The sequence below is a fragment of the Natrinema sp. H-ect1 genome, assembly GCF_041821105.1.
Classification (GTDB): Archaea; Halobacteriota; Halobacteria; order Halobacteriales; family Natrialbaceae; genus Natrinema; species Natrinema thermotolerans.
Map to the genome: position 1 here is coordinate 1 of NZ_JBGUBA010000002.1, position 26,184 is coordinate 26,184.

29 protein-coding genes and 2 tRNA genes are annotated in these 26,184 nt (G+C 65.8%); 13 read left to right on the forward strand and 18 right to left on the reverse strand.

The window, feature by feature from the left end; translation table 11 throughout:
• The first annotated feature begins 136 nt into the window (after positions 1-136).
• Positions 137-212 (forward strand) — tRNA-Cys (locus ACERIM_RS04155).
• 227 nt (positions 213-439) lie between these two features.
• Here ACERIM_RS04155 and ACERIM_RS04160 read toward each other — a convergent pair.
• From ACERIM_RS04160 to ACERIM_RS04170, 3 genes are all read right to left on the reverse strand, one after another.
• A tRNA-Lys gene (locus ACERIM_RS04160) sits at positions 440-513 on the reverse strand.
• Between the two features lie 60 nt (positions 514-573).
• Positions 574-1,269, reverse strand: coding sequence for a hypothetical protein (locus ACERIM_RS04165; RefSeq protein ID WP_373631412.1), 696 nt, complete (start codon positions 1,267-1,269; stop codon positions 574-576).
• Positions 1,270-1,326: 57 nt separating this feature from the next.
• Positions 1,327-1,467, reverse strand: coding sequence for a hypothetical protein (locus ACERIM_RS04170; protein WP_373631414.1), 141 nt, complete (start codon positions 1,465-1,467; stop codon positions 1,327-1,329).
• A 667-nt stretch (positions 1,468-2,134) separates the two neighbouring features.
• On the opposite strand from ACERIM_RS04170, the gene ACERIM_RS04175 reads away from it, so the two are divergent.
• From ACERIM_RS04175 to rimI, 3 genes are all read left to right on the forward strand, one after another.
• Positions 2,135-2,425, forward strand: a complete 291-nt coding sequence (locus tag ACERIM_RS04175) for a DUF6360 family protein (RefSeq protein WP_373631416.1) — start codon at positions 2,135-2,137, stop codon at positions 2,423-2,425.
• 62 nt (positions 2,426-2,487) lie between these two features.
• Positions 2,488-2,982 (forward strand): DUF892 family protein, encoded by a 495-nt coding sequence (locus ACERIM_RS04180; RefSeq protein WP_049965583.1) that lies wholly within the window; start codon positions 2,488-2,490, stop codon positions 2,980-2,982.
• A 201-nt stretch (positions 2,983-3,183) separates the two neighbouring features.
• Entirely contained in the window at positions 3,184-3,657 is a 474-nt protein-coding gene (gene rimI / locus ACERIM_RS04185) for a ribosomal protein S18-alanine N-acetyltransferase (RefSeq protein ID WP_006648115.1), read from the forward strand.
• Between the two features lie 32 nt (positions 3,658-3,689).
• On the opposite strand, the gene ACERIM_RS04190 is transcribed toward rimI, so the two are convergent.
• Positions 3,690-4,595: a hypothetical protein gene (locus tag ACERIM_RS04190; RefSeq protein WP_006648114.1), complete on the reverse strand. Its 906-nt coding sequence runs from the start codon at positions 4,593-4,595 to the stop codon at positions 3,690-3,692.
• A gap of 242 nt (positions 4,596-4,837) precedes the next feature.
• Here ACERIM_RS04190 and ACERIM_RS04195 point away from each other — a divergent pair, with 242 nt between their 5' ends.
• Positions 4,838-5,461, forward strand: a complete 624-nt coding sequence (locus tag ACERIM_RS04195) for a hypothetical protein (RefSeq protein WP_006648113.1) — start codon at positions 4,838-4,840, stop codon at positions 5,459-5,461.
• A gap of 48 nt (positions 5,462-5,509) precedes the next feature.
• The gene (locus tag ACERIM_RS04200; protein WP_006648112.1) at positions 5,510-5,950 is read left to right on the forward strand and encodes a GNAT family N-acetyltransferase; all 441 of its coding nucleotides are present in this window, start codon (positions 5,510-5,512) and stop codon (positions 5,948-5,950) included.
• Positions 5,951-6,095: 145 nt separating this feature from the next.
• Here the strand turns inward: ACERIM_RS04200 and ACERIM_RS04205 are convergent, their stop codons facing one another.
• The gene (locus ACERIM_RS04205) at positions 6,096-7,337 is read right to left on the reverse strand and encodes an MFS transporter (RefSeq protein WP_049905391.1); all 1,242 of its coding nucleotides are present in this window, start codon (positions 7,335-7,337) and stop codon (positions 6,096-6,098) included.
• A 164-nt stretch (positions 7,338-7,501) separates the two neighbouring features.
• On the opposite strand from ACERIM_RS04205, the gene ACERIM_RS04210 reads away from it, so the two are divergent.
• From ACERIM_RS04210 to ACERIM_RS04225, 4 genes are all read left to right on the forward strand, one after another.
• Complete coding sequence (locus ACERIM_RS04210; RefSeq protein ID WP_373631418.1) at positions 7,502-7,924, forward strand: DUF5810 domain-containing protein; 423 nt, start codon at positions 7,502-7,504, stop codon at positions 7,922-7,924.
• Positions 7,925-7,949: 25 nt separating this feature from the next.
• On the forward strand, positions 7,950-8,369 hold the full coding sequence (locus tag ACERIM_RS04215) for a DUF5809 family protein (protein WP_006648109.1): 420 nt from the start codon (positions 7,950-7,952) through the stop codon (positions 8,367-8,369).
• A 60-nt stretch (positions 8,370-8,429) separates the two neighbouring features.
• Complete coding sequence (locus tag ACERIM_RS04220; RefSeq protein ID WP_373631419.1) at positions 8,430-8,999, forward strand: NUDIX hydrolase; 570 nt, start codon at positions 8,430-8,432, stop codon at positions 8,997-8,999.
• 105 nt (positions 9,000-9,104) lie between these two features.
• Positions 9,105-9,470, forward strand: coding sequence for a rhodanese-like domain-containing protein (locus ACERIM_RS04225; RefSeq protein WP_373631420.1), 366 nt, complete (start codon positions 9,105-9,107; stop codon positions 9,468-9,470).
• Positions 9,471-9,592: 122 nt separating this feature from the next.
• Here ACERIM_RS04225 and yciH read toward each other — a convergent pair whose 3' ends face one another.
• From yciH to ACERIM_RS04255, 6 genes are all read right to left on the reverse strand, one after another.
• Positions 9,593-9,886 (reverse strand): stress response translation initiation inhibitor YciH, encoded by a 294-nt coding sequence (gene yciH, locus ACERIM_RS04230; RefSeq protein WP_006180453.1) that lies wholly within the window; start codon positions 9,884-9,886, stop codon positions 9,593-9,595.
• Between the two features lie 155 nt (positions 9,887-10,041).
• A complete protein-coding gene (locus tag ACERIM_RS04235; protein WP_373631421.1) occupies positions 10,042-12,351 on the reverse strand; it encodes a DUF3488 and transglutaminase-like domain-containing protein in 2,310 nt (769 codons plus the stop codon).
• Positions 12,348-13,409 (reverse strand): DUF58 domain-containing protein, encoded by a 1,062-nt coding sequence (locus ACERIM_RS04240; RefSeq protein ID WP_373631422.1) that lies wholly within the window; start codon positions 13,407-13,409, stop codon positions 12,348-12,350. Before ACERIM_RS04240 ends, ACERIM_RS04235 begins: the two co-directional genes overlap by 4 nt.
• Positions 13,406-14,386 (reverse strand): AAA family ATPase, encoded by a 981-nt coding sequence (locus ACERIM_RS04245; protein WP_373631424.1) that lies wholly within the window; start codon positions 14,384-14,386, stop codon positions 13,406-13,408. The genes ACERIM_RS04240 and ACERIM_RS04245 overlap by 4 nt, the downstream gene beginning before the upstream one ends.
• A 208-nt stretch (positions 14,387-14,594) precedes the next feature.
• The gene (locus ACERIM_RS04250) at positions 14,595-14,789 is read right to left on the reverse strand and encodes a cold-shock protein (RefSeq protein ID WP_006648103.1); all 195 of its coding nucleotides are present in this window, start codon (positions 14,787-14,789) and stop codon (positions 14,595-14,597) included.
• Between the two features lie 96 nt (positions 14,790-14,885).
• On the reverse strand, positions 14,886-15,125 hold the full coding sequence (locus ACERIM_RS04255; RefSeq protein ID WP_006648102.1) for a hypothetical protein: 240 nt from the start codon (positions 15,123-15,125) through the stop codon (positions 14,886-14,888).
• 107 nt (positions 15,126-15,232) lie between these two features.
• Here ACERIM_RS04255 and ACERIM_RS04260 point away from each other — a divergent pair, with 107 nt between their 5' ends.
• A complete protein-coding gene (locus tag ACERIM_RS04260; protein WP_006648101.1) occupies positions 15,233-15,427 on the forward strand; it encodes a hypothetical protein in 195 nt (64 codons plus the stop codon).
• A gap of 14 nt (positions 15,428-15,441) precedes the next feature.
• Here the strand turns inward: ACERIM_RS04260 and ACERIM_RS04265 are convergent, their stop codons facing one another.
• From ACERIM_RS04265 to ACERIM_RS04285, 5 genes are all read right to left on the reverse strand, one after another.
• Complete coding sequence (locus ACERIM_RS04265; protein WP_373631427.1) at positions 15,442-16,452, reverse strand: 5,10-methylenetetrahydromethanopterin reductase; 1,011 nt, start codon at positions 16,450-16,452, stop codon at positions 15,442-15,444.
• Positions 16,449-17,219: a coenzyme F420-0:L-glutamate ligase gene (locus ACERIM_RS04270; RefSeq protein ID WP_373631429.1), complete on the reverse strand. Its 771-nt coding sequence runs from the start codon at positions 17,217-17,219 to the stop codon at positions 16,449-16,451. The genes ACERIM_RS04265 and ACERIM_RS04270 overlap by 4 nt, the downstream gene beginning before the upstream one ends.
• Positions 17,220-17,875: 656 nt before the next feature.
• Positions 17,876-19,471: a hydantoinase B/oxoprolinase family protein gene (locus ACERIM_RS04275; protein WP_373631431.1), complete on the reverse strand. Its 1,596-nt coding sequence runs from the start codon at positions 19,469-19,471 to the stop codon at positions 17,876-17,878.
• Positions 19,468-21,507, reverse strand: coding sequence for a hydantoinase/oxoprolinase family protein (locus ACERIM_RS04280; RefSeq protein WP_373631432.1), 2,040 nt, complete (start codon positions 21,505-21,507; stop codon positions 19,468-19,470). Before ACERIM_RS04280 ends, ACERIM_RS04275 begins: the two co-directional genes overlap by 4 nt.
• 84 nt (positions 21,508-21,591) lie before the next feature.
• Positions 21,592-22,125: a metallophosphoesterase family protein gene (locus tag ACERIM_RS04285; RefSeq protein WP_373631434.1), complete on the reverse strand. Its 534-nt coding sequence runs from the start codon at positions 22,123-22,125 to the stop codon at positions 21,592-21,594.
• A 156-nt stretch (positions 22,126-22,281) separates the two neighbouring features.
• On the opposite strand from ACERIM_RS04285, the gene ACERIM_RS04290 reads away from it, so the two are divergent.
• Both ACERIM_RS04290 and ddh read left to right on the forward strand, forming a co-directional pair.
• On the forward strand, positions 22,282-23,658 hold the full coding sequence (locus ACERIM_RS04290; RefSeq protein ID WP_373631435.1) for an NUDIX domain-containing protein: 1,377 nt from the start codon (positions 22,282-22,284) through the stop codon (positions 23,656-23,658).
• 140 nt (positions 23,659-23,798) lie between these two features.
• The gene (gene ddh, locus ACERIM_RS04295) at positions 23,799-24,728 is read left to right on the forward strand and encodes a D-2-hydroxyacid dehydrogenase (protein WP_373631436.1); all 930 of its coding nucleotides are present in this window, start codon (positions 23,799-23,801) and stop codon (positions 24,726-24,728) included.
• Between the two features lie 231 nt (positions 24,729-24,959).
• On the opposite strand, the gene engB is transcribed toward ddh, so the two are convergent.
• Both engB and ACERIM_RS04305 read right to left on the reverse strand, forming a co-directional pair.
• Complete coding sequence (gene engB, locus ACERIM_RS04300; RefSeq protein ID WP_049966877.1) at positions 24,960-25,583, reverse strand: GTP-binding protein EngB; 624 nt, start codon at positions 25,581-25,583, stop codon at positions 24,960-24,962.
• A gap of 87 nt (positions 25,584-25,670) precedes the next feature.
• Complete coding sequence (locus ACERIM_RS04305) at positions 25,671-26,144, reverse strand: hypothetical protein (protein ID WP_373631438.1); 474 nt, start codon at positions 26,142-26,144, stop codon at positions 25,671-25,673.
• Positions 26,145-26,184: the final 40 nt, after the last annotated feature.

The window sequence follows — 26,184 nt, forward strand, 5'->3', positions numbered from 1 at the left end:
CTCACTTTCACCCCCGAACAGCCACTGGACTCCAGTGGCCGTCGGGGGTTTCTGCATTTATAGCGTACTTCGATCCGATACAAGTGCTGATCCGTACCGCTATGCTTAAACGAACGCAGTAACAACGCTAAAACGCGCCAAGGTGGCAGAGTCCGGCCGAACGCAGCGGCCTGCAGAGCCGCCCACCGCCGGTTCAAATCCGGCCCTTGGCTTTTCCGTTTTCAACGATGGCAGCTATCGGTTCGACCCGTTCATATGACGAGTGATTTCCTTCGAACAGTCGGGTCTCTCGTACTCGCTTCACGCAGAAGACTACGATCACTCTACATACAGAGCCGTCGGTCCAGTTGTTAGTAGCAAAACACCTCACAGTCTGGGCCGGGCACGATTTGAACACACGATCCCCGCTCCGCTCGTCACGAACTGTTCCTCGCAGAAGCGGGCCGGGCGCGATTTGAACACGCGACCGTCTGGTTAAAAGCCAGACGCTCTGCCAAACTGAGCTACCGGCCCTGTGTTCCCTACTTTCGGTGAGGAGCGGTTAAACGTTTCTTTCTTCGTCGCGCGGGACTGCTATTCGAAGTACTGTTCGAGTGCTTCGGTGACGATCCGGCCCGGATCGACGTCATCGACCGATGCACGACGGCGGAGGTCGCGATAGGTCGTTGGCGAGAGGGTAAGACTGAGTTCGCCGAGGGTAACACCGTGATCCGCGAGGGCATGTTCGATGGAGTCGCCGTCGTTGATCATACTGGCGACGCTTCGGACGTCGCGGACTGTAAGGTCGCCATCGAGTGTTGCCCAGGCCAGAAGCAGCCGTGCTTCGCCGCCGACGCGGGCAATGTGTTTGGCAGCTGTCGGCGCGATTTGTCCGATCGCGACCTGTTTACGTACCGAGCGCGGCAGATCGTGGACTCGAGCCCACTTCCGAATAAAGGAGACGGTCGCTTCGCCGCCAGCACGTTCGGCGGCTGCCTTGTAGGATCCCTCGCCGCGAACGAGTGCCGCGCAGGCGGCTGCCCCGCGGAGCATGTACAGGTGATCGTCATTGGTTGCACCGCCTGCAAACTGGCGGACGATCTCGGCGGCGTCCGCGAGGCTCTCGGGATCCTCGGGATCGAACTGGACGGCCTCGCGAGCGTGTGTTCCCGCGACCGACTCGTCGCCCCGGATGACCGGTGCGCCGACGGGTGATTCTCGGTCCGTTGGGATCGAACGACCGTTTTCACCGCGGCGGGAGGAACGATCTCCGGACCGGTTGTCAGTCATGCACCTGAATACGGGAGTGACGGTCAAAAAGGTCGTTGCCGTGGCGAAATTCTCGCACTACTCTTCGCGCTTCTCGGCGAGGTGTTCCCAGATTTCCGTACAGCCGGCTCCTTCTTCGATGTCGTCGAGGTGGGCGTCGTCGCGCTCTTTCGTCTCCTGCTCGAGCAGCTCCGGTTTGCATTCGGCTGCGTCTGTCATGGGACCCCCTTTGGACCACGACGGGATAAGTATCGCTTCGGCTGCAAGCGATACCCGCGCTCTGTCTTATGGGGTGATTATGCCGCTATCTCCGACGGGTCGGTCGATCGAAACCGATCGTGAGTCACCGAGCGATGTGGTGCTGCGGGGCGATGATGTACTCGTCTTATCCCGTGGCTCGAGTCACCACCAGTGCGGAAGGGGAACTAACGGCTCCGCACTGGGGCCACGAACGCGAGTCTAGGCGGTCACAACGAGAGCGATAGCCGTCTCGGATGGGAACTCCCGGATCTCGACAGCGGCCGAGCGGCGGCCGTCGTGGACCGTCGGCCGCAGTATCGCTCGTTTCTAACCGAGTCGGCGTCGAGTTCTCTCGAGCCGTTTGGGGCAAAAACGGCCGGTAGGTGAGGCACGAACGCCGTCTCTGGTCGATGGTTCGTGGTCGGGCTGGTGGCTTTGGCACTGTTCGGCATTCGATCGAGGTCGACGACCCGGCTGATCCGTCGGGCGGTGGCTCCCAGCAGCTCTCGCGCGCGGTGGGTACGCGGCCGGATGGAACGGTCGGTGAGTGGGTTCGGTTCCGGCCCTTCGGAGGCGGTGGCCGAACCCCGAGATCGATACGGTGGACGAGTAGTATAAGTCGACTCGGCGAATTGACCCGACTGACATGTCCGATCGATTGCTGTCGGTCACTGAACGCACGACGCTCGATTACGTCGAGGGGAAGGCAGTGGGCGAGACGTTCGAGTGGGAGTCGGTCGCCGTCGTCGACGCGACGGCCGATCGGGAGGATCCCGGGCGCGTCCGGCTCCGGTTCGAATTCGACAACCTCTCGGAGGAGTACCTCCCGAAGCATATGGTGGATCTCGAGTTGACGGCCGAACAGGCCCGGACGCTGGCCGCGGACCTCGAGAAACACGCGACTCGGGTCGAAGAGGCGACGAAAACGGAGTCGTGAGCGCCTGCCGTCGCAGGCTCTCGGCTTTTTCGCCCGGCGGGTGAACGAGCGACTGGTTCACGATGAGTATGGAGACGATCCACGACCTGTTCGAACACGGCCTCGAGGACATCTATCACGCGGAACACCAGCTGCTCGACGCGCTCGAGGAACTGGAGTCGAATACCGATCGCGACGAGATCGCACAGGCGTTTGGGGATCACCGCGAGGAGACACAGGGACAGATCGATCGGCTCGAGGAGGTCTTCGACAGTTTCGGCGAGCCGCCGGAGAAAGAGGAGTGTGAAGGGGTCGAAGGGCTGCTCGAGGAGTACGAGGAGTTCACGGCGATGGAGCCGGACCAGGCGGTGATGGACTATCACAACATGGCGGCCGCCGAGAAGACCGAACACTACGAGATCGCGGCCTACGGGAACCTGATCCCGCTGGCCGACCAGCTCGGGATGGACGAGGCGGCCGATCTCCTCGAACAGAACCTCCGTGAGGAACAGGAAGCTCTCGAGGAGTTGAAAGAATTGACCGAGGAGTTCGAGATGGGTGCGATCCCAGCGGAGTGAGTCCCGTGACGGACGACGCCGCCGCGGACGACGAGCAGACCCAGTACGGCGGTACCGAAGACGCGGAACCGACGACCGATTTCGACGGGGACGACGAAGACGCCGAGGAGTAGGCGGTCGGCCCCGGCTCGAGCCGGTCGTATCGTCGGCTCGCTTCCGGGACGCGTACGGCTTTTACTGTTCGGCGTGTAACTTCTGGTTGTGACGACGTTCGCGCCGGAGGACGGCGAACGGGTATCGATCCGGCCCGCGGAGCGGGCGGACCTGCTCGCGGTCGTTCGCATCGAGAACGACTCGTTTTCCCAGCCCTGGCCCTACGACGCCTTCGAACGCTTTCTCGGTAATCCCGGGTTTCTGGTCGCCGAAACCGACGGCGAGATCGCTGGCTATATCGTGGCCGACGTGACCCAGCAGATCGGCCGCGCACTGGGTCACGTCAAGGACATCGCCGTCCATCCCGACCACCGCGGTGCCGGCGTCGGTTCCGCACTGTTGTCCCGATCGCTCGGCGTCCTCGCGGCCCAGGGGGCAGGGACGGTCAAACTCGAGGTGCGCCGGTCGAACGACGGGGCGAAACGACTCTATCGGGAGTTCGGGTTCGAGCCGCTCCGCCGGGTGCCGGCGTACTACGGCGACGGCGAGGACGCGATCGTGATGATCCGGAAGGTGGAGTGAACGGCGGAGTGTAGCACGGCCCTCCCCCGAAATCAGTGGTTGACAGATCGTTCTTCGTCTTGTGTCGCGGTGATTTCGAGGGATTCATCGAGTTCGAGCCGCCGAGTCGCATCACCACACGATAATTCGACTGTGAGCGACCACGGCCCTGTCGACCGTACCGAAACCGCTTCCGGATCGACGCAAACGTCCACTTCCCACAGAGGCCGATCCAGAATGTCGATCCCGTTGTTGTGATAGAACGCGATGACGGCAGGGTGGAACAAGAGTATTTCCCCCACGGTCGTCAGGATATACGATCCGCATCGATCGCAAACGTGTTTGACGAAGACATCGTGTGCGAGTTCTGCGTCTTCTTCGAGATCCGTTTCGGCGTCCACTAACTCGAACGAAGTCGGTCCGACACACCATCTGCAAATTCCGTTCGCCACCAGCCATAATTGCGCCCGAGTTCGTTTCTCGAACGCTTCGAATACGCCGTCTGGATCGCGATGAGCTACCTCCGTCGGGGGAAAGGCAAGGTGGTAGAGGAGCGAGTCACAGGCGTTGCACTTGATTGTGAGAACCTGATCCTCGTACGCACCGACGAGTTCACCGTCACACCGTCCACAGGATCCATTGACTGATCGCGTATTCATTGTCACATTCTCTTCGGAGAACAGCGATAGATACCGTAGAAAGAGGAGATTAGCGGACGGGAGAAGTTTGTACATATCCTGTTCCGGCGCGTAGACGTAGACGTTCTCGAGGTCTTCGAGGCAGTCTCGAACCGTCTCGGTCGAGTGGGGAACAGCTGAGATGAGTTCATCCTCGGTGAGTTGAACTCCGGACGCTTCCCAGAGCGTATAGAGCGTATCACGGACAGGGCGGGAAGAGAGTAACGAGAGGGCGCGTTCGACGTGTCGGACATCGTCGGTTAGTTCGTCTGGATCGTTCATACCGGTACCACCACGTCTTCAACAACAGAGTATAAAGTTAATCCATCTCGGAAAACATATAACTAACTTAAGTCCACACATAAAATACTCATTTCGAAATTACGGATAATATCTGGTTCGGCAATAGTTATTACGGTGGGAAGGTATGATGAAAACGCATGTCGATAGAGAATTCGACAGCGTTAGACGCGTTTAGTGCCGGAGACCTACCAATCGCAATCAATATCGGTGGAACCGGTGAAGTGAACGATACTGCGTTCGAGATGGACGGGGTCGGGAAAATCGTCTCACCCGGTGTGTATCAGGCCTCGATTCACTTCAGTGAGATTCCGGACGGACTGTATCCGACGCCCATCGCAACCCTGGCGATCAGCTCGTCCTGCGTGGGCGTCGCTTCCACCCGAAACGGTGCGATGAACATGGAAGAGCGCGGCGTCACCGGTTACGAGTCCACTCGAACGATTACCGCCGACGACGTCTCGCTGAAGGTCGGCGCTAAATCGACGTACGGTGCCGACTGCCTCTCGATGGACGTCCGCGTTGACGGTGAGGCTGACCTCCCCGAGGACATGATCGGCCATTCCTCTTATTTCGTCAAACTCGAACCGACCGAGGCTGGGGTCGCGGGTGTCGGTGATCTCACGCTCTCCCGCGATGAAAATCTGAACCTCGAGACGCGACTCGATTCGGAGTATACAGACCTCGAACCCGAAAAACTTCGACATCCGTTCACGGACACGCAATACCGCGTTGTTACCGAAAGTGGTAACCTCGACGGGAACACGTACACGTCGACTATTCATACGACGCTACAGGGCACCGATCCGATCGAAGCCATCGAAGACCTCGAGTCGGAGTTCGTGTAGCTGTCATCTTCCTATATTTTATATCAAGGGTAATGGATAACCGAACGAATGAATCTCGAACCGATCGAGGACTTTTCGCGGTCACGCGTCGAGGAACTTCACGGGTTACTGACCGGGTTTTCCGGCTGGGAACACCGCGAACTCGCCGATGTCGAACGGGCCGTTGAACACAGCGATCTCGTCGTTGGTCTCGTCGACGTCGAGACCGATACGCTCGTCGCGGCAGCCCGGGTACTCACTGACCGGACGTACTACGCGAAGATTTACGATGTCATCGTGAGTGATGACCACCGTCGACAGGGGATCGGCAAACGGCTCATCAGCGAAGTCGTTGAACATCCCGCGGTTGCGAACGTGTCAGTGCAGCAGCTGGCGTGTCGGGACGGGCTAGTCCCTTTCTATCGTCAGCTCGAATTCGAACCGGTCGACACGGTAGCCACGGTCAACGGTGATGCCGAGCGATTCCGCGTCCTGCAGCGGTCACCGTGAGTCCGGCGTCGCCACGACCGATCGCGGTGTGGAACCACTCCGGCGGTAGCGAGTCACGAAACTCCGCCTCACCGGTGAGAATTCACCCTCCCGCCGATCGGTGATGCGAGAACCGGGATGGAACGGTGTTTGCCGGCGCTGAGATTCAGCCGGCCGTATGTTTGATCGCAGTTAGCGAGTCCAGTCGGCGGAGTTCCGAATGAGCCGCGAAGAACACGGCAACGAACCCGAAGCCGGCACTGAGCGCAAGCAGCGTCGGTCGAGTCCCGATAACGCTCACGACCATACCACCGAGTAGGGAGCCGATCGGTAGTGAGAGCATCGAGATACTCATCGTGAACGATCGAACGCGACCGATGGTGTCCTCCGGAACCGTCTTGAGGAGAATCGTATCTTCGATGACGTTGTAGATTCCGGGTGAGATCCAAGCGATACCGAACAATACGACCGTGACTACTGTCCAGGGGACGATCATAGAGAGAACCCAAGCGATGGTACTGCAGCCGAACGTCCAGATAACCGTGATCCCGGACCGACGCTCTTTGAGGAACGGAGTCACGATAGACCCTATCAGCATTCCCGCACCCATCGCGCTATAGAGGAATCCGTACGATATCGCAGACCCATGTTCGGCAGCAAACGCCGGAAGTATCGCGGCGGTGGCTCCAATCGCCAGATTCGCGACGATCGCCGGGATCATCAGCGGGAATATCACCGACGAGCGCAAGAACTCGAATCCTTCTCGCAGGTCCTCGAGATATCCTGAAAGATCGAGCGTATTGTTTGGGGATGAGTCCGTCTCGACGTCCAGATCACGGATACTGAGGAACAGAACCATGGCGAGGACGAACGTGAGAGAGTCGACGAGGTAAACGGCGGTGACTCCGATGAATGCGATCAGGAGCCCACCAATCGCGTTGGCAACGAAATCGATCGCTTCGGAGGCGGTTGCGAACGCTGAACTCGCGCTAGTGTACTGTGATTCGCTTGTGATTCTCTGTAGCGCCTTCGTCTGTGCTGGTCCTGTGACCTGATTCAGGAACGCGAGCGTCGGCAGGATGGCCAGGATGATCCAGACGGAAAAGACGCCCGCCCAGATCGAAATCGGAACAAGCAGAACCACGACCGCCTGAACGAACTGGCTCGCTCCCAAGAGGGAGCGGATGTCTGCCCGATCGACGAGGGGTCCGATAGCGAACTGAAGCGTGGTCGGCAGAAAAAATGCTGCGCTGGCGACGCCGGTGAGAAATCCGGATCCACTCACTTCGTAGACCAGCCACATCGACGCGATGAAGTAGAAACTGTCCCCGATGTTCGTAATTATTCGTCCGCTGTACAGCTTGAGGAAATCAATGTTATAAATCAGTGGGTTCATGACACCACTCATCAATCACTTACAAACTCCATTATTGTAATATAGTATAAAACTTTTCTAGATGAAACAAACTGGTCGGTTGGGGATCGACTGGTCAACTCTTGACCGACCGTGGTCACGTCCCTGAGTCGGAGCAAGGGGACGGCGTTTTAGAGTTCCGGTTCCAATGAATAGATATGGGATACGCCTGTCCGGTCTGTGACGCCGAGGAGGCCGACGCGGTCCATCTCGCGAACCATCTCGCGATCACCGCGTCGCTGGGCCGCGAGGAACACCGCGAGTGGCTCGAGGAGTACGCGCCCGACTGGGCCGACTGTAGCCCCGAGGAACTCGGGGCGCGTGTCAGTCCGCACGCCGAGGAGATCGACACGCCGGCGTTCGAGGGTCACGATCACGGCCACGGTCGCGAACCGGGCCGTCCCGACTCGCTCGAGGGGGCGGTGAGTCGACAGAGCCGCGGCCCCGGTCGCGGCGACCTGACGGCCGAAGCGGCGGGCGTTCTGCAGGAGGCCGCCGAGTTGACCCGCGAGATGCAGACCTCGGACGGGGACGAGGGGGCCGACTCGGCGGACGGCGCCGACGGGAACGAAAACGCGTAACTGCCAGTCGGTCGACCGTCCGAATATGCACTCCGAGGGGACGTTCAGTTTCGAGTCGGCCGCCGAGGCGCGGGAACGCTACGAGTCGGTCGGGCCCGCGGCACAGACGGTCGTCCGCGAGGTCGCGAAGGCCATGGAATTCGATCGTGAGGAGTACGACGACCGGGTCACCGGCGACGTCGTCGAAACGGCTCGAGACGCTCTCTTCGCCAATCTACTCGAGGTTCACGTCGGATCTCGCGAGGAGTACGAGGAGTGGCGCGAGGGGTACGACGGCGAGGTGACTGAAGTCGGCCACGAGGACGTCGACCGCGTCGTCTGGCACGCGGGACCGGACGGTACGGCCGTCGCCGCGACCTTCCAGAACGAGCCCGAGGCGGCGGTCGCGACGCTCCGTCGGCAGGCGTTCGGGCGGGTGTACCGGGACGTAGTCGACCGGTCCTGAGACGGTTCGTGGCTCGACGAACGACCATCTATTACGGCCTCGAGTCCGCAGTGGTAGCCGATGACTGTACCCGACGAGTGGGCGTTGCTCGAGGAGCGAACCGAGTACGAGACGAGTTGGTACGACGGCGGTTACGACTTGCTCGAACAGCCCGACGGAACCGAAAAGCGCTACTACTGGGCCCAGCTGCCGGACGCGGTGGTCGTGGTCGCGCGGGTCGACGGGAGCGTTCTCGCCGACGCGGACGGCGACGGCGATCACCTCCTGTTCGTCGAGCAGTACCGGCCGACGATCCGCGAGACGCATCTCGAGTTACCGGCGGGGATCGTCGAGGACGGCGAGTCCTACACGACGGCGGCGGCCCGCGAACTCGAGGAGGAGACCGGCTTCCGGCCCTCGAGTACGGCCCTGCTACAGGAGTACGCCGTCGCGACGGGCGTGTTGCGCCACGACCGCGGAATCGTCTACGCCGAGGGACTCGAGCCGGGTGAGCGGGAACTGGACACCAACGAGTTCCTCGACGTCCGGACGATCCCGGTGAGCGAGGCGCTCGAGCGCGTCCGCGAGGGACCGACGAACGACGCGACCCTCTCGGGGTTGTTGTTGGCGAAGGAAGACGGCGTCCTCTGAGACGGCCCGTCGAAATCGGTACGACGGGCGATTGCCGGGGATCTGTCGGGCCGTCGAGGGCCCAAACCCCGGTTCTTATTCGCGTCGACGCCTATCGTTCCGGTAATGGACGGCGAAATCTCCCCGGATGAGGTCAAGGAACTCGTAGAGGACGACGCGGACGTTCGGATCGTCGACATCCGCGACGAGCGGAGCTTCGACCACAGCCACATCCCCGACAGCGAGAACATTCCGTTCGATCGGCTCATGGACCGGCTCGAGGAACTCGAGGGCGAGGATCACATCGTCACGGTCTGTCCACACGGGAAGGCGAGCGTCCAGGCGGCCCAGCTCATCGGCACCTACGAGGGGACTGCCGACGCTCGCGTCGAGAGCATGGCGGGCGGGCTGGACAAGTACGGGATGAAGTTCGGGCTCGTCCGCGAGGACGACGGCGAGGACGACGAGGCCGAGCGGGAATCGCCCTTCTAACGCGGTCTCGATCGTCTCGACTCGACCGATAGCGGTGGCTCTCAGTGGAGCGACGCGAAAAACGGATACTGAAGCGGCGACGCGGTCGTGGGTTCGGAAGTCGTCTCAGAGCATCGCGGGCATCAGGCGACGTTGAAGCCGCGGTCCCGAAGGAACTCCTCGATGCGGCCGGTGTGGTTGCCTTGGAGTTCGATCTGGTCGTCCTCGACGGTGCCACCACAGGCGAATTTTGATTTGAGATCCGACGAGAGACTGTCCAGATCGACGTCCTTCGGATCGAATCCTTCGACGATCGTTACCTCTTTCCCGTATCTGCGCTCGTCAATGCGGATGTTGAGTTGCTGTTGGCCCTTGGCCACGTCCTCGCAGACGCAGAGTTCCTCGGGCAGCCCGCACGTCGAGCAGACTTCCGACATTACGTTCGTTGGTATGAAACGGGCATATTAAACACTATCGGGACCCGCATGCCTTCGCGTGGTTCTTTTTGAAGGGGCGAGCCGGAGACGCGGGGAAATCGCGGTCGCTCTCCCCGCTTCCGGAATCATCTGACCGTGGACTCCCGGAGACGCTGTCACTCTCGACGGCCGATCACCGGGAGCCGATCCCGGGCGAGATCGTCGACGACTGCGATCGCTGCGTCGGCCTCCGCCCTGTCGACGCCCCCGCCGTAGGTCGCCCGTTCGTAGGCCTCGAGGACGCGCTCGAGGCGCGGATCCGTCGGTGGCTCGCCTTCGGCGGCGGCCGCGGCAAGGGCCGTCAAATACGCCCGGGCCGATTCCGAGCGTCGTCGGGGCCGGTACTGTCGAGCCAGCAGGCGCTCGAGGCGCTCGAACGCGCGTTCGGCGTCCCGGTCGGGATCGCGCCGGGGGCCGTGCCAGTAGACGCCGACCCCGCGCCGGAGTCGCGCCAGCGCGCCGGTCCGACGCGCCCCCGCAGCGAGGCCGACGAGCGCCACCACCCCGAGCGCGACCGACTCGCGTGCGATCGCCGAGAGGCGCTCGAGCCAGGATCGCTCGTCCCCGCCGTCGACGGTGGTGCCGTTGAACGACGTCTCGGGGTCATCGGTGTCGTTCGTAGCGTTGTTCTCGGGTTCCGTGTCGTTTTGGGGCTCCTGCACGTCGGACGGGTCGTTCGGTTCGGTTCCGTTCCCGTCGAAGGGGTCGGATCCGTCCCCATCTCGCGGCTCCTCGTCCGTTCCGGGATCGTTCCCGTCGATTGGCACGTCGGCGCTCTCGTCGGTGTCGGCGTCGTCGTTCCCGTTTGCGCGGGCCTCCTGCAGGCGGTCGGTGTGGACGTCGCTCCGAGTACTGCTCGGCGTCGGATCGAACCGGACCCAGCCGTGGTCGGGGAAGTAGGCCTCGACCCAGGAGTGGGCGTCGAGCCCGCGAACGACGTAGGTGTCGTCGTCGACCTGCTGGCCGGTCGTATACCCCGTGACGTAGCGGGCCGGAACCCCCTCTTCACGGAGCATCTGGGTCATCGTCGTCGCGAAGTAGACGCAGTAGCCCGCATCCATCTCCAGCAGGAACTTCTCGGCGACGTTGCCCGAGGGCTGGGACACCTCGAGCGAGTAGCGCTTCGTCGACTCGAGGGCGTCCTCGATCGCGACCGCTTTGTCGTAGGGGGTGTCGGCGCCGGCAGTGATCTCGTCGGTTCGGCCGCCAAAGGCGCTCGAGGTGTCTTCGGGCGTCTGGAGGTACGTGTCGGTGATTCCGTCCGGGTAGTCGGTTCCCGCGGCTCGAAGCGCCGCCGGGCTGGGGTCGACGACAGCGCTCTCGACCGTGTAGCTCTCGCCCGGCTGGAGTGGCGTTTCGGGTCGGGGTTGGCCGTGTCTGGAGACGGTCGTCCGCCGCGCGATCTCGCCGCCGAGTTCGACCGGCTGGGGTGCGACGGGCATGATCCCGAGTTCCGTTTCGGCGGTGACGGTCTGTTTGACGGTCTCGGTGCTGTCGGGTGGCGAAGCCAGCCGTCCGTCGTACCGCTCGTCCTGTCCCGTCCGGACCCACTCGTCGCCGGTGAACCGGTCGTAGACTCCCGTCCGCCAGTAGGCGGGCTCGTCCGATTCGACGGTAAAGCGCACTTCCGGCGAGAGATCGACCTGGCCGGAGATCCCCGAGCGCTGGGGTGCCGAGTCGATCGTCGCCTCGAGGGTCCCGGGTTCGCCCTGTGTCAGGTGTGTCGGCCCCGTCGGCTCGCCGGGGACGACCGAGACCGACAGCGAGAGCGCGACGGTCACCGCGAACAGGACCGCGAGCAGGTCCGCCTGTGCGATCGAGCCGCCACGGTGGCGGAGGTCGCCGAAGGCGACGGCACCGATGGCTGCGAGAGTGCCGGCGAGCGCGGCCGGTGTCCCCGCGTCCCCGGTCAGAACGAGAAAGCCCAGCGCCGCGCCGCCGGGGACGACGCTGGCGGCGTACCGGCCCCGGGCGGCGAGATACCACGAGAGGAACACGGGGGCGGGCGCGAACCCGAGCGTCCAGGTCCCCGCCTGTACCATTCGAAGCAACGGGAGCCCGGTCGCGAGCGCGACGGTATCGGAAACGAGCTGGTCGGTCGCCGTGAGAACGGTACCGAGTTCGACGCCGGCCGACGTGAAGTAGTAGGCGAACCCGATCCCGGCCCCGACCGCGGCGACCATCGCCGCGGTCCGTGGGCGGATCAGCCCCGCGAGGACCGTCGCCGCGGCGAGGCTCAGGCCGACGATCGCCAGCAGTGATCGACTACCGCCGACGACCTGTGTCACGCCGTACAGGACCGAGACGTACGACGCCGTCAGGACCAAGACACAGCCGAGTGCCAGCCAGCGGGCGACATCGACCGTCCCGTCGGTATCGATCGCGACTGTCCGCTCGCCGGCGTGGCTCGCGGTCTCCGTCCTCATACGCTCACCCCCGATCGATTGCCGGGGTCGGGATCGACCGGCCCGTCGTCTCCCATCCGGTCCGAACGATCCGTGCCGAACAGCCGATCGAAGGGGATCTCCCGGCCGTCGACCGTGATCGTCGTCCCGGTCGACTCGGTCCGGACCACGACGTCGGCGTCTCGGCGCTCTTCTTCGGGGAGTTCACCCGGTTCGGCGACGGCGAGCAGTCCGAGCAGGTCCCGGTGATGGGCACGGCCCGTTCCCGGTGGCTGTGTCGCGTCGGGCGTGACGAGCCCGACCGTCGCCCCCTGCTCGAGGAGGGCGGTCGCGACGCTGGCGGCGGCCGACGCCATCTCGTCGACCCCGTCCTCGCGGTCGGTCGGGTAATCGGCGGCGATCGTGATGGCACCGACCGCGTCGTCGTCGGCGTACTCCGTGACGACGAGGTCCTCGTCGGGGCGTTTGGCCGCGCTCTTCCAGTGGACGTCGGCCATCGGATCGCCCCGTTGGTACGTCCGGAGATGGTCGAACTCCTCGCGGGTCCGTCGGTCGGCGACGCTGGCGAGCGTCCGCCGATCGACCGCGGGGCCGCCGTCGAGGGCCCGAACCCGGGGATAGACCAGGACCGTCGCCGTCTCCTCGTATTCGAACCGCCGTTCGACCAGGCCGACGACGTCGCTGACCACGATCGAGAGCGGCCCGACCCGATGGCGGCCGCGCGCCTCGAGCCGCAGGTCGTAGGCGAACGTCGCCTCACCGTCGAGGGTCATCTCGGCGTGGGGTGCCGTGATCGCCGAGAGGCCGTCGCCGACGGTATCGGATACCGTCGCTGCGACGGCCCCGTCGGTTTCGATCGCGACCGAAACCGTTCGTTCCTCGCCGATGAACCCCTCGGCGAGCGGACGGCGAGTCACGCGGGGCCGTTCGGCGCGGGCGACCACGACGGTGCCGGCGAGGAGGACGACGAGCAGCGGGACGACAACGGCGTTCAACGCACGCGGTCCGAACCGCCAGCTCATCGCGGCGGCCGCGAGGACGACGGCGACGGCGACCCAGCCGCGGCGCGTGAGTCTCATTCGACGGGGACGCGCTCGAGTGCGTCCTCGACGACCGCGATACCGTCGCGGTCGCGACCGTTCGTCTTGATCCGATGGCCCATGACGACCCGCGCCTCGGTCTCGACGTCGTCGGGGATCACGTACTCCCGACCGTTGGTGACCGCCCGGGCCTGGGCCGCCCGCAGCAGCGAGATCGTCCCGCGGGGACTGACGCCGATGTGGGCGTTCTCGCGGGTGTACGCCGCCAGCCGCGTGACGTACTCCCGGACCGGCTCGGCGACCTGTACCGTCGAGACGGTCTCGCGGGCGGCGACGAGGGTCTCGCGGTCGGTCACCGCTTCGAGGGACTCGATGGGGTGATCGCCGACGGTCCGGCCGAGCAGTTCGGCCTCCTCGTCGGGGTCGGGATAGCCCAGGCGGAGCTTCTTCATGAAGCGATCGACCTCGGCGAAGGGCAACTCGTAGGTCCGGTTGGGCTCGACGGCGTTCTGGGTGGCGATCACGGTAAACGGCGTCGGCAGCTCGCGGGTCCGGCCGTCGGTGGTGACCTGCTGCTCCTCCATCGCCTCGAGCAGGGCCGCCTGCGTCTTCGGCGGCGCGCGGTTGATCTCGTCGCCGAGAACGATGTTGCCGAAGACAGGGCCGGGCTGAAACTCGAACTCGCGGGTCTTCTGGTTGAAGACGTTGACGCCGGTCACGTCCGTCGGGAGGAGATCGGGGGTGAACTGGACCCGACTGAACGAACAGTCGACGGATCTGGCGATCGAGCGCGCGAGCATGGTCTTGCCGACTCCCGGCACGTCCTCGAGCAGGACGTGGCCGCGGCCGAGCAAGGCGGTGACGACGTGTTCGACGGCGTCGTCGTGCCCGACGATGACGTCGGCGACGTTTCGCTCGATGTCGTCACAGAGCCGTTCGACGGTGTCGATCCGGAGGGTATCGCCGTCGGTCGGCGGATCGGTACTCGCGTCCGGCGTCGGATTGGCATCGGTCATACTCTCGTCACTGGCCGCGGGGAGGCGGGCGACTCGGCCGTTACTACGACATCCGGCGCTCCGAGACATATGTTTTGTGTCACGGGAATTAATACTCGTATGAGACGTATCGGCGGCCGGTCGACCGATCGTCGCTCGAACCCGTTGATCGACGGTGCCGAAGCTATCCGGCTAGCAGTCGGAAAACGATACCTCCGTTCGGGACGACCTAGAGCCGCTCGACGTTAGTCGCGCGTGGCCCCTTCTCGGCCTCCTCGATCTCGAACTCCAGCTCCTGCCCCTCCTCGAGGTCAGGACCGCCGATGTCCTCCATGTGGAAGAACACGTCCTCGTCCGCGTCGTCAGTTTCGATGAAGCCGTAGCCGCCAGTGTCGTTGAAGAAGTCGACCGTACCTTTCGCCATTGCACGTGTACAAAGCCGCGACGAAGATATAAAACTTCGGGAGCCCGCCCGCAGGACACCCCCAAGAAGCCGGTCGTTACCGCCGGCAGTCGCCGATTACCATGATTTGCAGTCCGGACAGACGAGGTCGCCGTCCGCGCGCCAGACCCGGTCGACCGCGGTCTCACAGTGGCTGCACGTGTACGTTCCCCACGCGTACGTCGAGCGGACGCTCGCCCCATCGCCGGGACTCGCGTCGTCGCTCCCTGACTCCGTCTCGGCTCCGGCCCCGTCGCCGCCCGACTCGGTGGCCGTTTCCTCGTCGCCGAACGCCGAGAGCGTCGCGTCCTCAGTCACGGGCCGATGTTAGAGCGGGAGCGGCTTAATCGCTCCGACGATGCTGTGTGGTCGACCGGCCGGGCGGGACCGGCACGGACAAGTAGCCCCGATAACAACCCCCGCATATGGACACCATCACACCGTCGAACATCGTCGTGGACAACCTCACCGAGATGACCGAACTCTTCAGTGACGTCGCTGCGGGGGACGGGCTCGCGCCGTTGCTGGTCCTGATCGGTGGCCTCCTCGTCGTCTTCTCGCTGGCCGTCTTCGGCGCGCTCACCCTCGGCGCGGTCGGTGACCTCTTTACCGCGAACTGACTGCGAATCGCTTTTCAGCCGTCGGTACTCACCCGCGCCAGCGCCTCGCTCGCCCGTTCGACCGCGTCCTCGAGGTCCGGCCCCAGTGGCGAACCGACGACGATCCCGTCGACGTGTTCGAGTGCCGCCCCGAACCGGTCGGCGACCGTCTCGGTCGTCCCGGCGATACAGAAGGCGTCGATCATCGCCGGCGTGACGCGGCCGAACGCCTCGGGCAGGTCACCCTGCTCGAGGGACTCGCTCACCGCGCTCGCGGCCTCCCGGTCGATGTCGTGGCGCTCGAGGACCGGCTCGGCGGCCCCGCCGACGATGAAGGCGACGGGTGGCCGGGCGGCCTCGCGTGCCTCGCTCTCGTCGGCGGCGACGCTGACGCTGGCGAACGCGAGCGACTCGAAGTCGCCGTAGTCGTCGGGCCGTTCCGCGAGCCCCTGTTCTACCTGCCCCGCGGCCCACTCGAGGTCCCGCGGATGGGCGGCGTTTATCAACACGCCGTCGGCGTGTTTCGCGCTCATTCGGAGCATGTGCGGGCCCTGTGCGCCGACGTAGACCGGTATCTCCCCGGCCGGCTCGAGGTTCAGCGAGGCGTCCCGCGCGGTGAAGGTCCCCTCGTGGGTGACCGTCTCGCCGTCCCAGAGGTCCCGCGCGAGGTCGAACGTCTCGAGGACGCGCCGGAGCGGGCTGTCGCGCTCGATACCCAGGTTCGACAGCGACGAGCGATCGCCGGCACCGACGCCGAAGACCGCCCGCCCGTCGCTGACCTCGTCGATCGTCGCGGTCTGTGAGGCGAGTTTCACGGGGTGGGTCTCGTAGGGGTTGACGACGCCCGGGCCAAGCTGCAGGTCGTCGGTGGCGTCGGCCATCCGCGAGAGGACGACGAACGGATCGCGGTTGAAGTAGTGGCCGCTCGCGAACGCGACGTCGAACCCCTCGTCCTCCGCGAGCCCGGCCAGATCGGCGAGCCGCTCGGGCGGGTGTTCGGGCGTGAGTTCGATCCCCCAGGTCGGTTGGCTCGAGTCGTCGCTCATGCGTCGACCCTCCACTCCCGCAGCGCCTGTCGAATCAGGTCGTCGTCGACCGACCGGAAGAGTTCGTCGCTCCCCTCGTGGTCGCCGAACTCCCAGTCGCGGACGACGACAGCCGGGGTCCCGCCCGCGCCCTCGCCGGTCACGAGGTTCGCGGCGGCGGCGAGTTCGTCGATCACCGACTGGACGGTGACGCCGAGTTCGTGGCCGTCCCGGTCCGCCTCGCCGCGCCAGTCCCGGCTGGCGGGCAGTCCGGCCCAGCCGATCGCGACGCCGGTCTGTCCGTGCCGGAACGGTCGCCCGCAGGTGTCGGTCACCACGACGCCGACGTCCTCGTAGCCCCGCTCCGCGAGCCCCGAGCGGATCCGCTCGGCGCTCTCGCTTGGTTTGCGCGGCAACAGGAGGATGTCGTGATCGGGCACGTTCGAGCGGTCGATCCCCGCGTTCGGCGCGATGTGGCCGAAGCGCGTCTCGGCCAGCAGGAACGGACAGTCGATCAGCAGCTCCGAACTCTCCTCGATGACCGCCTGTGCGAACCGCGGGTCCTTCTCCTCGCCCGCGACCGATTCGATCCGGTCGGCGATCTCCTCGGCTCGCCCGCTGACGGGATAGTCCTCGAGATCCGCCGTCCGACCCTCGGCCTTCGAGACGATCGTACTCGCGACCGTGAGTACGTCGCCGGGCTCGAGGGCGGCCCGATCCGCGACGAGGGCGGCGATGTCGTCGCCGGGGCGGACCTCGGGTAGGTCCGCCACGCCGTTGAGTTCCATACCGGTGGGTGGGGAAGCGGCGTCAAAAGGGCACCGTCACCGGAGAATGGAGTCACTGATGGTTGGCTCGAGAGCGATTCTGACATTTTCCACGGGGAAGCCGACACCGTCGGCGCGCTCTCCGGTCTCATCGCTATACTGCTGATAGAATAATCGACATTCTCTATAGGAGCGGTTTAATATCTGAAAGTACGACATCAATATCAAAAAGATGGTTCCGAACGCGGTACGCTTCCCTCATATCTTGGCTTCCCTGTTCCTTCTAGCGAGTACCGCTATTCTCTACGAGCCGTCACAACCGCTCTCTCTCAAACTGCTGTATTCGGGGCTGGTGATCTCGTCTCTCCTGCTCGCAATAGAGGGGCCGAAAAAACATCACATGCATTTCTCACTGGGAATTCCCGTCGTACTATCCGGCGGCGTCATTCTCTACACGGACGAATTACCAGCGGTATATGCTCTTCTCTCTATCGTAGTCGGTGCATATGCGATAAAGTTGGGACGGGACGCTCTGAAGCGCAGTTCCGACGCGAACCGGTCGTCCGCTTGACCTCTCTCGGAATCTCCTGCGTTCGCGAACGCGTTGACAGCGGTCGGGCTGCCGTTCGACTCCCCGACCGCTTTCGGCCACTTGGAGGCGTACGATACTCGAACCCCTACTCCTCGCGCTCCTCGGGGTCGCCGTGCCCGCCGCCGCCGGGCGTCCGTACGGTGACAGTCGTCCCGGCGTCGACGTCGACCGTCGTCTTCGCGGGCACCGCTTCGCCATCGATCAGGTTCTCGCCGGTCGCGCCGTCCTCGCCGCCCGCGACGCCCTTCGGCGCGTGGCGGCGGCGCTCGGTCAGCAGCGACACCGTCGCCGGCGTTTCGACGGTCACCGAACGCTCGAGGCCCTCGCCGCCCCGATGGCGGCCGCGACCGCCGCTGCCCTCACGGAGCGCGTAGCGCTCGACCCGCAGCGGGTACTCCGTCTCGAGGGACTCGACGGGCGTGTTGAGCGTGTTGGTCATGCCGACCTGGACGCCGTCCATGCCGTCGCGCTCGGCGCGCGCACCGAAGCCGCCGCCGATCGTCTCGTAGTAGGCGAAGGAGCCGTCCCGCGCGCCGATGGTGAGGTTGTTCATCGTGCCCTGTCCCTGCGCGGGGACGCGATCGGGGGCGGCCTCGGCCAGTGCGGTGAAGACCACGTCGGTGACCCGCTGGCTGGTCTCGACGTTGCCGCCGACCACGGCGGCGGGCGCGTTCGGATTCAATAGCGATCCCTCGGGCGCGCTGACGCGCACCGGCTCGTAACAGCCGTGGTTCGGCGGAATCTCGGGGTCGGTGAGACAGCGCACCACAAAATAGACGGCACTCGTCGCGACCGTCAGCGGTGCGTTGAGGTTGCCCGCGACCTGCGCGGCCGTTCCCGAGAAGTCGACGTCGATCGACTCGCCGTCGATCGTCACCGCGACCGCGATTTCGACGTCCTCGTCGGTCACGCCGTCGCCCTCGAGGACGTCGGTTGCCTCGTAGGTCCCGTCGGGCAGGGCTGCGATCTCGTCGGTGAGCCGCTCGCGCGAGTAGTCGATCACGGCGTCGAACCCCGCGAGGACCGTTTCGCGGCCGTGGTCGTCGAAGAGGTCGGCGAGTCGCTTCTCCGCGCGTTCGTTGGCGGCCTGCTGGGCGCGCAGGTCCGCCCGGCGCTCGTCGGGGTTGCGGACGTTCGCGAGGACGAGCGACCGGACCTCCGTCCGGGGCTCGCCGCCCGCGACGAGCCGGGTCGGCGGGAGCCGGAGCCCCTCCTGGTAGATCTCCTCCGCGCCGGCGGGCATGCTGCCGGGGGTCATCCCGCCCACGTCGGCGTGGTGGGCTCGCGACACCGCGTAACCGACGATCTCACCGTCCCCGTCTTCGCTCTCGGCACCGTTCCGATCGGGGGCGATCGGCGAGACCATCGTCACGTCCGGCAGATGTGTGCCGCCGGTGAAGGGGTCGTTGAGGACGAACACGTCCCCGGGCTGTGGGTCGCGCTCGCGGACGGCCGCGACGGCGGCCGGCATCGCGCCCAGATGGACCGGGATGTGTTCGGCCTGTGCGACCATCCGCCCATCGGCGTCGAACAGCGCCGTCGAGCAGTCCCGCCGTTCCTTGATGTTCGGCGAGTACGCGCCCCGGATCAGCGTCTGGCCCATCTCCTCGGCGACGCTCTCGAGTTGGTTACGCAGGATCTCGAGGGTCACCGGATCGATACCCCCGCTCGCGTCCGTCATCGCGACTCACCTCCGCTTGTCATGACGAGCGTTCCGTCGGCGAGGATCTCGCCGTCCCAGTTCGGGGGGACGACCGTCGTACTCTCCGCCTGCTCGAGTACCGCCGGCCCCGGGACCGACGCGCCGGTCTCGAGTCGCTCCCAGTCGTACACCGTCGTCTCGCGTGCGCCGGCCTCGGGGAAGTGTGCCTCTCGGGTGCCGGCGACGGCAGCACCGCTGCCCTCGTGGCTGAGCCCCGGTTCGGTCCCCGGAATCGTTGCCGTCGTACGGAGGTTGACGACCTCGATCGATTCGTCCATCGCGTAGCCGTAGGTCCGCTCGTGAGCCTCGTGGAAGCGGTCTGCGACCGCCGCCGCGTCGAACGTCTCGCCGACGGGGACCGTCAACTCGAAGCTCTGGCCCGCATACCGGCAGTCGGCGGCCCGCTCGACTCGTGCCGCGTCCCGATCGGACGCGTCCGCGAGGACGTCGGCCACGAGGTCGTCGTAGACGGCCTCGAGCGTCGTCGGGTCCGCGCCCTCGAGGTCGACGCCGACCGTTCGTACGGCGTCGTAACTTTCGTCGGCCGCGAGCAGGCCAAAGGCCGACAGCACCCCGCCCGGTCGCGGAACGACGACGCGGTCGACCGACAGCGAATCGGCCAGTGCCGCGGCGTGCATCGGTCCCGCACCACCGAAGGCCACGAGCGCGAACTCGCGGGGGTCGTGGCCGCGCTCGACGGTCACCGAGCGGATCGTCCGCGTCATCGTCGCGTTCGCCACCCGGTAGACGCCCTGTGCCGCCTCGAGGGGTCCCTCGAGGCCCGCTTCGTCGGCCAGTCGGCCGAGCGCATCGCGGGCTGCCTCGACGTCGAGGGTCATCTCGCCGCCCAGTGCGGTCTCGGGGCCGATGTAACCCAGTACGACGTTGGCGTCCGTGACGGTCGGTTCAGTCCCGCCACGGCCGTAGCAGGCGGGGCCGGGCCGGGAGCCCGACGATTCCGGGCCGACACGGAGCGCGCCGCCCGAATCGATCCACGCGATCGAGCCGCCGCCCGCGCCGACGGTGTTGACGTCGACCATCGGCGTCCGGATCGGCAGTCCGTCGATTTCGGCATCGGTCGTCCGTTCTGCCCGACCGTCCCGGACGAGGCTCACGTCGCTCGAGGTGCCGCCCATGTCGAAGGTCACGAGCCCCTCGACGTCGTCGTCGTCGACGGTCGCCGCGGCACCGACGACGCCGGCGGCGGGGCCTGATAGCGTCGTCGTGACGGCATGTTCGCACACGGTTTCGGGATCGGCGATCCCACCGTTGGCCTGCATGATCCGCGGTGCGGGGATGCCGGCGTCGCCGGCCTCGTCGACCAGCTGGCCGACGTAGGTATCGATCGCCGGGCGGACGTAGGCGTCGACCGCGGTCGTCGACGTCCGCTCGAACTCGCGAAACTCCGCGAGTACTTCGTGGGACGCCGAAACCGGCACGGCAAGTTCCTCGCGCAGCGTCTCGGCGACCACCCGCTCGTTTTCGGGATCCGCGTAGGCGTGCAACAGTGCGACTGCGACCGCCTCGACGTTGCGCTCGCGCAGCGTCGCTGCCAGCTCGCGGACCTCGCTCGCGTCGACCGGTCGCTCGACCCCATCGGCGGTCGTCCGTTCGTCGATCTCGAACCGCCGGTCGCGGGGCACCAGCGGCTCCGGCTTTTCGGCCTCGAGATCGTACAGATCGGGCCGGTCCTGCCGGCCGATCTCGAGGACGTCACGGAACCCCTCGGTGGTCACGAGCGCCGTCTCCGCGCCGCCGCGCTCGAGGAGGGCGTTGACCGAGACGGTCATCGCGTGGGCGAAGCCGTCGATCTCGCCGGGCTCGATGCCGGCGTCGTCGCAGGCCTTCTCGATCCCCTCGAGGACGCCGACGTGCTGGGGGTCGGTCGAGGGCACTTTGGCGGTGACGAGCCGGTCGTCGAGCGAGAGCGCCACGTCGGTGAAGGTGCCGCCGACGTCGACGCCGATTCGGGTGTTCGGTCCGGAATCGGCGGCCGTTCGTTCGGGAGATCCCATCGATACGCGTCGGATTGTGCTGCCGTCGGTTTATACTCCGCCGTCTCCCGGTCGAGATCCGCGCTTTCGTTCCCCGGGTCGGGCTTATTCGGTTCGACGCTCGACCGTGAGAGTGCCGTCGGTCACGGTGGCGACGAACATCGTCTCGCGAGTCGTGGGCGCAGCGCCCGTGGCGCTTCCCGGATTGAGTACCCGGACGCGACCGGCTGCGCGGCCCTCGTCGAACGCGACGGTCTCGTCGACCACCGCGTGGGTGTGACCGGCGACGGCGACGAGGTTCGTGTCGGCCGTCGCGTCCGCGTTCTCGCGGGCCGTTTCGACGACTCGCTCCCGCCAGCTACCCGACGATCCGTCGCCGTGAGTGACGACGAACCGCACGCCGTCGACCTCGAGCGTGGCCGTCTTCGGCACGTCGAGCGTCGCCGGATCCACGTTTCCCAGCACGGCAGTCAGCTCGCCATCCGTGCGGTCGACGATCCGCTCGTAGGCCCCGAACGACTCGAAATCGCCGGCATGGATGGTGTGGTCGGCGGCCGCTATCTCGGTGACGACCCACGCGGGAAGCGCCGGCTCTCGAGTGGGTACGTGGGTGTCGGAAACGATCGCGATACGTGTCATGGCCGTGCGTTCGTCGGCAGTCTGGAAAAGCGTTCGTCAGCGGACGACGAAGGGGCGTCCGTCTCGCTCGCTGACGGCCGGTTTCGGGTCGTATGCCTCGTCGTTCCCAACGTCGCGTTCGAAAGCGACACGTTCCCGGTCGTCGTGGGCCATCGTATGTGCCCGGACACCGACACCACGAGCGGCGATTCGGCTCACGTCGTCACCGCGTTCCTCCGCCATCGGAGTGACGTTCTTTGCTTGCGCCGCAGCGATGCCGTCGGCACCTACCGGGGCCAGTGGGGCGGCGTCTCCGGGTTCGCGGAGGGTGACCCCGACGAACAGGTCCGCACGGAGATCCGCGAGGAGACCGGCCTCGAGCCCGGCGAGACGGTCTCGTTCGTTCGGTCCGGACGGCCGGTCAAGTTCGAGGATTCCGATCTCGAGCGCGAGTGGGTCGTCCATCCGTACCTGTTCGACTGTGACACCCGCGAGGTCGAGTTGAGCGAGGAACACGACACCGCCGAGTGGGTCCCGGCGACTGCGATCCTCGAGGACGACCGCGAGACGGTCCCGAAACTGTGGGCCGCCTACGAGCGGGTCGCACCGACGGTCCGGTCGATCGCGGCCGACGACGAACACGGGGCCGCTGCCCTCTCGCTACGCGCGCTCGAGGTGCTGCGCGATCGCGCGGGGCTGCTCGTCGCGGAGCGCGAGGAATCCGGAGCGGATCCCGCGGGCGAGCGGGACGAACTCGCCGAACTCGCCGGCCGACTGCTCGAAGCCCGCCCGTCGATGGCCGTCCTCCGGAACCGGGTCAACCGGGCGATGGCCGGCGCTGCCGGGGCCGACGGCGACGACTGGGGCGCGCCCGCCGTCCTCGAGTCGGCGCTGTCGACGATCGAGCGCGCCCTCGCGGCCGACACCGAGGCCGCGGCGAACGCCGCCGACCGGCTCGCCGGGAGCGTCGCGACCCTCTCGCGGTCGGGGACCGTCCTCGAAGCGCTCGAGACGGGCGATCCATCCCGGATCTTCGTCGCGGAGTCCCGCCCCGCCCGCGAGGGGATCGACGTCGCCGAACGGTTGGCGGCGACGACCGATTGCACCGTGACGGTCCATACCGACGCGGCCGTCGCGGCCGTCCTCGCGCGTGAAGACGTCGACCGGGTCGTCGTCGGTGCCGACACCGTCCTCCCCGACGGCTCGGTGGTGAACAAGACCGGGACCCGCACGCTCGCGGTCGCCGCCGCTCGCGAGGGGGTCCCGGTGTCGGTCGTCGCCGCCACGGCCAAGGTCTCGACCAGCGAGGCCGTCAACCTCGAGTCCGGCGACCGCTCGGCCGTGTACGACGGCGACGCCCCGATCGACGCCCTGAACCCGACCTTCGACGTGACGCCGGCCGACTGCGTGACCGAGGTGGTGACCGAGCGCGGGGTACTCGAGCCCGCCGAAATCGAGACCGTCGCGGACGAACTACGCGATCTCGAGACCTGGCGCGACGACGGGGCGTCGACGGAGCGGGAAACGACAGACCGAAACCACTCGGTGGAGTAATGCCAACCGGCGGCCGTGACGAAGAGTTACCCCCTCCGAGCCCCTTGTGACGAGGGTTTTTCCCCGAGCCGCCACTCATTCGTTCCGAACCGCCTTCCGGGTGCCAAACGTTCAACCCCGATTCTCACGTAGCGACGCCCATGAAGTTCGAACTCGAGCGACTCGGGATCCACGAGTCCGTCGGCGACGTATTTCCCCCGGTGGAACTGGTCGACTACCTCGCCGACCTGCCGGTCGCGGTGTCGGTGATCGGCGACGACGGGATCACCGCCTGCGACGCGGTCGTCACCCTCGAGTATCGCGAGGCCGTCCTCGAGGTCGACTGGGTTCACTCGATCCAGGCGGGGGTCGATCGGTTCCCGTTCGACGCCTTCGAGGATGCGGGCGTAGTCCTGACCAACAGCACGGGGATCCACGACCGGACGGTCGGCGAGACGGTCGCGGGCTATCTGCTCATGTTCGCCCGCCGGTTGCACGATCACGTCGCGAACCAGCGGGAGCGGCGCTGGGACCGCCCCGAGTGGGACGCGGCGTTTACCCTGCCGGGTTCGACGGCCTGCGTCGTCGGGACCGGCACCCTCGGGAAGGGCGTCGCGGAGACGCTGGGAGCGCTCGGCGTGGACCTGCGGGGGGTCCGGCGCTCGGGCGATCCGGTCCCCGGCTTCGACGAGGTCTACGCCAACGACCGGCTGCTCGAGGCGATCGCGGACGTCGAGTTCGTGATCGTCACCGTCCCGCTGACCGACGAGACGCACCACCTCTTCGATGCCGCGGCGTTCGACGCTATGCGCGACGACGCCTATTTCGTGAACGTGGCCCGCGGGTCGGTCGTCGACGAACCGGCGCTGATCGACGCGCTCGAGGCAGATGCCCTCGCCGGCGCAGCGCTGGACGTCTTCGAGGAGGAGCCGCTGCCCGAGTCGTCGCCGCTGTGGGGGATGGACGAGGTGATCATCTCACCCCACTGTGCGGCCTATACCCGCGACTACTTCCGGGACATCGGCGATATCGTCCGCGAGAACGTCGATCGGCTCGAGACCGGCGAGGCGTTCCACAACCGCGTGGTCTGATCGCGATTACGAGGTCGATGGCCGAGAGCGCGGCTCGAGCGACTGCGAGAGTCGCGTGATCCGGGGGAGGGCAGGCGCTTACCCGATACCCACCGTGAGCGAACCCGAAGGGTGAGCGAGCGGGCCGACGACTGATTTGAGTGACTGAAAGGAACGAACGGAAGGAGGAGTGCTTTTGATCGAAATTTTGCCGAGGGCGCGGCTTCGGCGCGCCCGCAGAGCAAAATTTCGTTAGAAAAACTTGAACAGGTCGTCCCGCTGTTGCTCGTGGAGCTGGTTCCGGACGGCGTCGTTGAGCGGCTCGAGTTGGCCCTTTTTGGCACTGATGGGGGCGATGGTGTCTTGCCACTGTTTCCACGGCGGGTAGAGGCCGAGCCGATCACAGAGCGCGTCGAGGCGCTCGTCCTCGTCGTCGACCTTGTCCATCTTGTTGACGGCGACGACGGTGGGGATATCGAGATCGCGCAGGAAGTGAAACATCTCGACGTCGTAGGGGATCTCGTCGGGGCCGGAGTGGCGGTCGATGATGTCGATGACGCTTTTGCCGTCGACGACGAGGACGGCGACGAGGATGTTGTCGGCGTAGTCCTCTAAGTAGTGGACGATCTCGGTCTTGATCTCCTCGCGGAGGTCCTCGTCGACGCCGCTCATGAAGCCGAAGCCGGGGAGGTCGGTGATGACGAAGTCCTCGGGGGCCCAGTCGTAGTGGTTGGGCGAGCGGGTGACGCCGGGTTTGCCGCCGGTGTCGAAGCTGTGGCCGGTCAGTTCGCGCATGAGCGTGGACTTGCCCACGTTCGAACGACCGACGAGGGCCACCTCGGCGTCCCGGTTCGGTCGCGTATCGAACTCGATCATGGCCATCCGTAGGCCGGTGTGACGTTTATAGGCGTTGTAACTGGGCCCGGCCACTCTCGGGACCCGTCCGAGGCGTAATGGTCGAGACTACACGCTCGTCGCAACGAACGCCCCGATGCCGAACGAGACGGCGACGAGGGCGGCGATCGCGACGAGTCGGCGACTCGAGGGCGTCGCCTCGAGGTCGACGTGGCGACTGTCGCGGGCGGTCTGGACGCCGAACCAGGCCATCGACGTGCCGCCGGCCAGCATCGCCGCGGCGAAGACCCACGACGCCGTGTCGCCGTCGACGAGGGCGGACCGGACCGCCGACAGCGTGACGACGGCCGCGAGGAGGACGTCGCCGACGCCGACGACGGCGTTCCACGAGAGGGTTCGGTCGCCGACCGGTATTGAGTCGACGAGACCGCCGACGATCATGAGAACCGCCGAGAGGACGAAGCCGGCCAGGAGGGCCCCGGCGAGCGGTCCGGTGAACACGCGCGGACCGAACGCGGCAACGTATGCACTGACAAGCCCGAGCATGACGATGCCCAGCGGGAGGGCCATCCGGCGCTTCATACCGGGGATTGTTGGCTGTCCTACAATAACCTTTTGCGGT